The organism is Allolucifera butyrica, from assembly GCF_900476375.1.
Taxonomy (GTDB): Bacteria; Bacillota; Negativicutes; order Sporomusales; family UPPP01; genus Lucifera; species Lucifera butyrica.
Map to the genome: position 1 here is coordinate 88061 of NZ_UPPP01000063.1, position 6790 is coordinate 94850.

General features: G+C 44.6%; 6 protein-coding genes and 2 rRNA genes. All 8 read left to right on the forward strand.

All coding sequences use genetic code 11. The annotated features are described in order from the left end of the window. Positions 1-17 precede the first annotated feature (17 nt). Positions 18-986 carry a hypothetical protein gene (locus tag LUCIF_RS08080; RefSeq protein WP_207857228.1) on the forward strand — a complete coding sequence of 323 codons (969 nt, stop codon included), beginning with the start codon at positions 18-20 and terminating at the stop codon, positions 984-986. A gap of 127 nt (positions 987-1113) precedes the next feature. Continuing rightward, positions 1114-1635 carry a helix-turn-helix domain-containing protein gene (locus tag LUCIF_RS08085; protein ID WP_122627370.1) on the forward strand — a complete coding sequence of 174 codons (522 nt, stop codon included), beginning with the start codon at positions 1114-1116 and terminating at the stop codon, positions 1633-1635. 58 nt (positions 1636-1693) lie between these two features. Then, complete coding sequence (locus LUCIF_RS08090; protein WP_122627371.1) at positions 1694-2599, forward strand: DUF8754 domain-containing protein; 906 nt, start codon at positions 1694-1696, stop codon at positions 2597-2599. 12 nt (positions 2600-2611) lie between these two features. Beyond that, the gene (locus LUCIF_RS08095; protein WP_122627372.1) at positions 2612-3706 is read left to right on the forward strand and encodes a saccharopine dehydrogenase NADP-binding domain-containing protein; all 1095 of its coding nucleotides are present in this window, start codon (positions 2612-2614) and stop codon (positions 3704-3706) included. Positions 3707-3924: 218 nt separating this feature from the next. Further along, a complete protein-coding gene (greA, locus tag LUCIF_RS08100) occupies positions 3925-4398 on the forward strand; it encodes a transcription elongation factor GreA (RefSeq protein ID WP_122627373.1) in 474 nt (157 codons plus the stop codon). Between the two features lie 67 nt (positions 4399-4465). Beyond that, positions 4466-5959, forward strand: coding sequence for a lysine--tRNA ligase (gene lysS, locus LUCIF_RS08105; protein WP_122627374.1), 1494 nt, complete (start codon positions 4466-4468; stop codon positions 5957-5959). 189 nt (positions 5960-6148) lie between these two features. Then, positions 6149-6265: ribosomal RNA gene (gene rrf, locus LUCIF_RS08110) — 5S ribosomal RNA — on the forward strand. A gap of 216 nt (positions 6266-6481) precedes the next feature. After that, a 16S ribosomal RNA gene (locus LUCIF_RS08115) occupies positions 6482-6790 on the forward strand; the annotation flags it as partial.

Here is a 6790-nt window from a genome sequence, read left to right on the forward strand (position 1 = left end):
ATACGGGGGGTGAAACCGTGCGATACCCAATGATGATTATGCCTGTTGCCAATGGTATATTGCCGCGTCCTAACGGTGGACGGATTACCGGCATGTTTATCATGGAGGCGGGCGGGAAAGTCCTGGCCGCAACCGGTCGGGGCCGAGACATTCTCATCTGTCCTATGGTGGCGGCGACCCAGGATTTATATCCCGTCGGGATAGTAACAAAGATTTTGGATATATGGCCGCAAACAGTTAAAGGGGAAGACGGCAGGGAATTATCCGTGCTTATGGCTGCCTTGGAGGGAAGGAGCCACGCCCGGTGGCATTCCCTCCGCAAAGTGGGAAATGCTGTTTTGTCTCCGGATATTGAATATATGAATTTCAAGGAAATGCATAAGAAATATCCGGCAGTTTCCGGCGCCGGCTGGATACCTGCCGGTGGATATACCGAATTTTGCGGTCCCATGGATATTTCTGTTACCTTGTATGGAAATGATCTGGAGACGGGGAAGAAAGTGAGTTTAAAAGCTCAATTGGGCGGGCTGGTGGAACAGGAGCAAGCCCATACGATTGAACATGCTATGATTCGGGCATTGCGCACCTACGGTCTTTGCACTCCGAGGACTCTTATTGACTCCATTGCCCAGGAGGCAACGGAACTAAAGCAATCGGTGGAAAATAGCATAAAATACACGATGCCGGAATTGCTGGGCTTAACCGCCAGCGGCGCTTGCGGCAATCCGATGACTAATTTGGCCCAATTCTATTTGGCGAAGGAATTTGTGGGCAATATTCAAGCGGGTAAGGCCTTAAATGAATCGTTAACTAAGGCCCGCCGGACCACCATGTCCAGGCTGACCCAAGATATGGATCTGACGATGCAGCAGGGAATAAGAATCCTGCAGGGATTAAAAAGGGGCATGAGTCACGATGATACGCCGCTTAAATTAACCGTATATAAAAAAGTGATTGGGCGTTTCCCGTTTGAGCCATGGGAATAGCTCTTTTTTTTGCCTTTAATTATTTGGTAAAATATGGGGCGCCGAATCTTGTAAAAGAGTAAAAAATTGGTTAAAATTTATGTATGTACACAATACTGTGCACATATACTATGGGGGGGCGTGATGAATGCTTTTACGGATTGGCGACAAAATCATCAACCAGCATAAAATTCATCAGACCATAGACGGTATACTGGAAAAGCGACGACAGGGATTGTCGCAACAGGAAATTGCCAAGCAGCTCGGAGTCGACAGAACATTTATTTCCCGCCTGGAGACAATTGGTGAGGTTCGGAAGGGGAGCCGGGTGGCGCTAGTCGGTTTCCCAATTAAAAATTGTCAGGAGATTCAGGAAATGGCCCGTCAGGAAGGCATTGATTATGCATTCCTCTTATCGGAAAAAGAACGGTGGTCTTTTGTCCAAAGTAAAAGTGGTATTGAATTATTTAATGAAATTATGGAGATTATTGCCAGTTTACGTGGTTTTGACGTCGTAATTATGCTGGGCTCCAATATGCGAATTAAACTAATGGAAACTCTTTTGGACAAAGAAGTAATTGGCGTTCAAATCGGGGAATCGCCGATTGCCGACGATCGTTATGTTGATCCGGAGAGTATCCGGGAGATTATACATAAAATACATAACTGATTTATCTCTTTATTGCTGTTAAATACATGAATTCTTAGGCAATTACCGGAGGCGGAATATGAAACATATTGTAAGTGTAAGTTTAGGGTCATCCCGGCGGAATGGAAAGGTCACGGAAGTTTTTGGCGGACAGACCTTCTTGATCGAACGAATTGGTACAGACGGGGATAAAGAAAAAGCCATTCAATTAATCCGGTCGTTGGACGGCCAAGTGAATGCTTTTGGCCTGGGAGGCACCGACTTGTATATTTATGCCGGTGACAAACGTTATACATTCCGGGAATCTAAGCAGATTGCGGCAGCTGCCCAAAAAACCCCAATTGTTGATGGGAGCGGCCTGAAAAATACACTGGAAAGAAATGTAATCCATTACTTAAAACGGAATGAGTCGATGTGTTTTGAAGATAAGAGCGTTTTGGTCGTATGTGCCGTGGACCGATTTGGTCTGGCTCAGGCTTTTGTAAACGCCGGCAGCCGGACGGTTTTTGGCGACCTACTGTTCGGACTGGGCTTGCCTTGGCCGATCTATAGCCTGTCAGGGCTTTCCCGTTTAGCTAAATTGGTTGCGCCGGTTATCACTCAATTACCAATTCACTTGTTTTACCCAACCGGAAAACAGCAAAATGAGGTAAAACCACGCTTTGAAAAATATTTTGCGGCGGCTGATATCATTGCCGGTGATTTCCATTTTATCCGGCGTTATATGCCGTCATCACTGGCAGATAAAATTGTGATTACCAATACGGTTACGCAAGAAGATGAGAACCTTTTGCGTAACCGGGGAGTATCCATTTTAGTAACGACTACGCCGGAAATGGGCGGGCGGTCATTTGGTACCAATGTTTTAGAAGCCGTATTGGTTACCCAGGCCGGAAAACGGCCCGATCAGCTTACTGCCCAGGATTATGAACAGATGCTGCAGGAAATGGATATCATGCCGCGGATTAAGAAATTATCTGTTTAGGGGGTAAATGACATGGAAAAATTTGCATTTATTGTTCACCCGCTTAAGGCGAATGATTTTTCCCGTAAATTTTCTTTTGCTAAAAATTGGTCGGATGGTTTTGTCGAAGGGATTATAAAATATATTCCCCCTTTTAAAGTATCCAATATTACAGGGATTGAGTCTGCTTTGAATGAGGCGGAAGGATGGTTTATCGGCTGTCCGCTCACGTCACGGCAAATGGTGGAGATGCCGGAGTCCTATGTAATTAAAAAAATTATCAAGGCAGGAAAGATCGCTGAAAAGCTTGGGGCTAAAGTAGTTGGCCTGGGAGCATTTACATCCATTGTCGGCGATGCCGGTATTACGATTGCTCAAAATTTGAACATAGCCGTTACAACGGGAAATAGCTATACGGTGGCTACGGCTTTGGAAGGTACACGGCAGGCTGCCAGGATAATGGGTATTAGTATGGATCGGGCTAATGTGGTTATACTAGGAGCTACCGGCTCAATTGGCGCCGCCTGTGCACATATTCTGGCCAGGGAGGTCCGGTATCTTACCCTGGTTGCCCGCAATGAAGCCAAGATGGAAAAACTTGCTGAACAAATTTTGCGGGCTTCAGGATTAGCCGTTCGGATAACGGCTAATACTAAATCTGCGTTAAAGGCAGCCGACATCGTAGTTGCTGTAACCAGTGCAATTGACAGTATTATTGAACCGGAAGACCTAAAGCCGGGGGCCATAGTATGTGATGTGGCCCGTCCCCGTAATGTTTCACGCCGGGTTACCGAAATCCGCAATGATGTATTGGTTATTGAGGGAGGCGTGGTGGAAGTGCCGGGAAATGTAGACTTTGGTCTCAACTTCGGCTTTCCGCCAAAAACGGCATATGCCTGTATGGCCGAGACAATGATTTTGGCATTGGAAAAAAGATACGAAAACTTTACATTAGGACGTGATTTAACAGTTAAACAAATTGAACTTATTGATCAAATGGCTAAAAAACATGGTTTTAAATTAGCTGGATTCCGCAGTTTTGAACGAGCCTATACGGAGGAAGAGATTGGCGTTGTTAAAAAGAATGTTTTAGCTAAATTAGAGCTTCAAAGGGAGGGAATATGTTAGAAAATATTGACAAACAGCATTTTTATGCCTATAATAATCATAAAAACTAAGGAATGCTTAGAAATTACACAGGAGTTAGTCACTGTTGCCCAATAGGTGTCAAGTTATTACTTGACACTATTTATATTGTCCCGTGCTTAGAGGTGGCCAAAACGATTTTTTTAGAATAAAATATTGAAGGGACTTTAGCGGAATTATAGATAAAGGAGAGCAAAGAAATGGCAGAAAAACAAACCATACTTACTGTAGAAGGCTTGAAAAAGATAGAGCAGAAGTTGGATCATCTTAAATCAGTAAGACGGCGTGAAGTGGCGGAACGGATTAAACAGGCTATTGAATTTGGCGACATAAGTGAAAACTCGGAGTATGAAGACGCGAAAAATGAACAGGCATTCATTGAAGGGGAAATTCTTACACTGGAAAAAATGCTGCGAAATGCCAAAGTCATTGAGGAGGGAGATATCAGTTCCGACATTGTTACCCTTGGCTCTAAGGTAATTTTAAAGGATCTTGAGTTTGGTGATGACTTGGAATATACAATTGTCGGCTCAGCGGAAGCTGATCCCAGCCAGTATAAAATTTCCAACGAATCTCCGGTTGGTGAGGCCATTTTAGGACGCAAGGTAGGAAATATTGTGGAAGTAAACGTTCCCGCCGGTATATTGAAATATGAAATTGTTAATATAAAATAAACGGGTATTTACCTTCTGACCAGGTAAATAAGGTGCATTTTACAGTAGTAACTGGGGGAGACAAAAAATGACAGACAAGCCGGATCAAATGAATCAGACTACGGAAGAAATCAATACACTAATGCAGGTGCGGCATGAGAAAATGCAGGCGATTGCCGCATTAAACATTGAACCTTTTGGCCGAAAATATCAAGTTTCTCACCATGCCAGGGACATTTTCGCTTGCTTCGATACATTGGAAGGACAAACCGTGCGGGTGGCAGGGCGGATTATAGCGGTCCGAGGCCATGGCAAGGCCAGCTTTTTGCATATCAGTGATATGTCGGGTAAAATTCAAGCCTATTTTCGGGAAGATGTACTGGGGGTAGATGCCTACAATCAATTCCGGCTACTTGATATCGGTGATATTATCGGGATTGAGGGAATCGTATTCAGAACGCAGCGGGGAGAAATCAGCATTAAGGCAACCACTTTCGAAATACTGGCTAAATCGCTGCGTCCATTGCCGGAAAAATGGCATGGCTTAAAAGATGTGGAGATCCGTTATCGTCAGCGGTATTTGGACCTCATTGTCAATCCTGAAGTACGTCAAAACTTTATTAAACGCAGTAAAATTATTCAGGCAGTGCGGCGTCTCTTAGAAAGCAAGGGCTTTCTGGAAGTAGAAACGCCGATGATGCATCCGATCGCCGGTGGCGCCGCGGCCAGGCCGTTTATTACCCATCACAATGCCTTGGATATGAAGCTTTATATGCGGATTGCACCGGAATTATATTTGAAACGCTTGATTGTCGGCGGTTTTGAAAAGGTTTATGAATTGGGACGGGTTTTCCGTAATGAGGGAATCTCCATCAAGCATAATCCGGAATTTACGATTATGGAATTATACCAAGCCTATGCCGACTATGAAGATGTGATGCGTCTTACGGAGGAACTGATTGCCAATGTTGCGTTAGACGTTTTGGGAACAACTAAAATTACCTATCAAGGTCAGGAGATAGACCTTACACCGCCCTGGAACCGTTTGACCATGACCGATGCGGTTAAGAAATATGCAGATGTTGATTTTTCCAATGTTCAATCTGTGGACGAGGCCCATGGTATCGCCGACCGTCTTGGCGTCAAGTATGAAAAGAAAGACGGAATCGGCGGCATTTTGAACAATATATTTGAAGCGGTGGCGGAGGAACATTTAATTCAGCCTACTTTTATTATCGGTCATCCTACAGAAATCTCTCCTCTGGCAAAGCGTAACAAAGACAATCCGGATATTACCGACCGGTTTGAGGCATTTATTTTTGGCCGTGAAATTGCTAACGGATTCTCTGAACTCAATGACCCTATTGACCAAAAGGGCAGATTCCTCGATCAGGTGGCGCAGCGGGAAGCCGGCGACGGGGAGGCACATATGATGGATGAGGACTATGTTACCGCCCTGGAATATGGTCTGCCGCCGACAGGAGGCTTGGGAATCGGAATTGACCGGCTGGTTATGTTTTTGACGGACAGTTCCTCCATACGGGATGTTCTTCTATTTCCCCATATGCGGCACAGGGAATAGGTATCATCGTCAGTAAATAAAATATTTATAAAAATATTTTGATTATTTGGTTGCTGTCGTCTTGACAGCAACCAAATAATATATTATCATTATTTTTGCGTTACGGTGTCATTGAGAACCAAAAAGATATTGACACAATATCGGACGATGTGTTAATATATCAAAGTCGGTCAATGACATAAATACATATCCGGTGGCGATAGCTGTGGGGATCCACCTGTTCCCATACCGAACACAGTAGTTAAGCCCACACACGCCGAAAGTACTTGGCTGGAAACGGCCTGGAAGGATAGGAAGTTGCCGGTTGCCGTATTCTTTTATGAAGCGGTCATTTATGTAAATTGCAAATAGCTGTTGACATGATGCAAGAAACGTGTTAACATATGAAAGCTGTTCCTTGAAAACTAAACAATGTAAGGTGAAAAGCCAGATGTGCGGACAGGTATTACGAGAGTAATACCGTCAAAAAACAACCAAGAATTCTTTAATTCATAAAGAGCCATCAAGGTTCTTCAATAAACATTATTGGAGAGTTTGATCCTGGCTCAGGACGAACGCTGGCGGCGTGCCTAACACATGCAAGTCGAACGGAGGTTTCAGCAATGGAACCTTAGTGGCGAACGGGTGAGTAACGCGTAGACAACCTGCCTTTTAGTTGGGGACAACACCTCGAAAGGGGTGCTAATACCGAATGAGCAGTCCGTGCCGCATGGCAAGGAGAGGAAAGACGGCCTCTGAACATGCTGTCGCTAAAAGAAGGGTCTGCGTCTGATTAGCTGGTTGGTGAGGTAAGAGCTCACCAAGGCGACGATCAGTAGCCGGTCTGAGAGG

Excerpts from the sequence above, each read along its gene's own strand:
- LUCIF_RS08085 (WP_122627370.1), top strand. The coding sequence starts at position 1,114 with ATGCTTTTACGGATTGGCGACAAAATCATCAACCAGCATAAAATTCAT.
- LUCIF_RS08090 (WP_122627371.1), top strand. The coding sequence starts at position 1,694 with ATGAAACATATTGTAAGTGTAAGTTTAGGGTCATCCCGGCGGAATGGA.
- LUCIF_RS08095 (WP_122627372.1), top strand. The coding sequence starts at position 2,612 with ATGGAAAAATTTGCATTTATTGTTCACCCGCTTAAGGCGAATGATTTT.
- greA (WP_122627373.1), top strand. The coding sequence starts at position 3,925 with ATGGCAGAAAAACAAACCATACTTACTGTAGAAGGCTTGAAAAAGATA.
- lysS (WP_122627374.1), top strand. The coding sequence starts at position 4,466 with ATGACAGACAAGCCGGATCAAATGAATCAGACTACGGAAGAAATCAAT.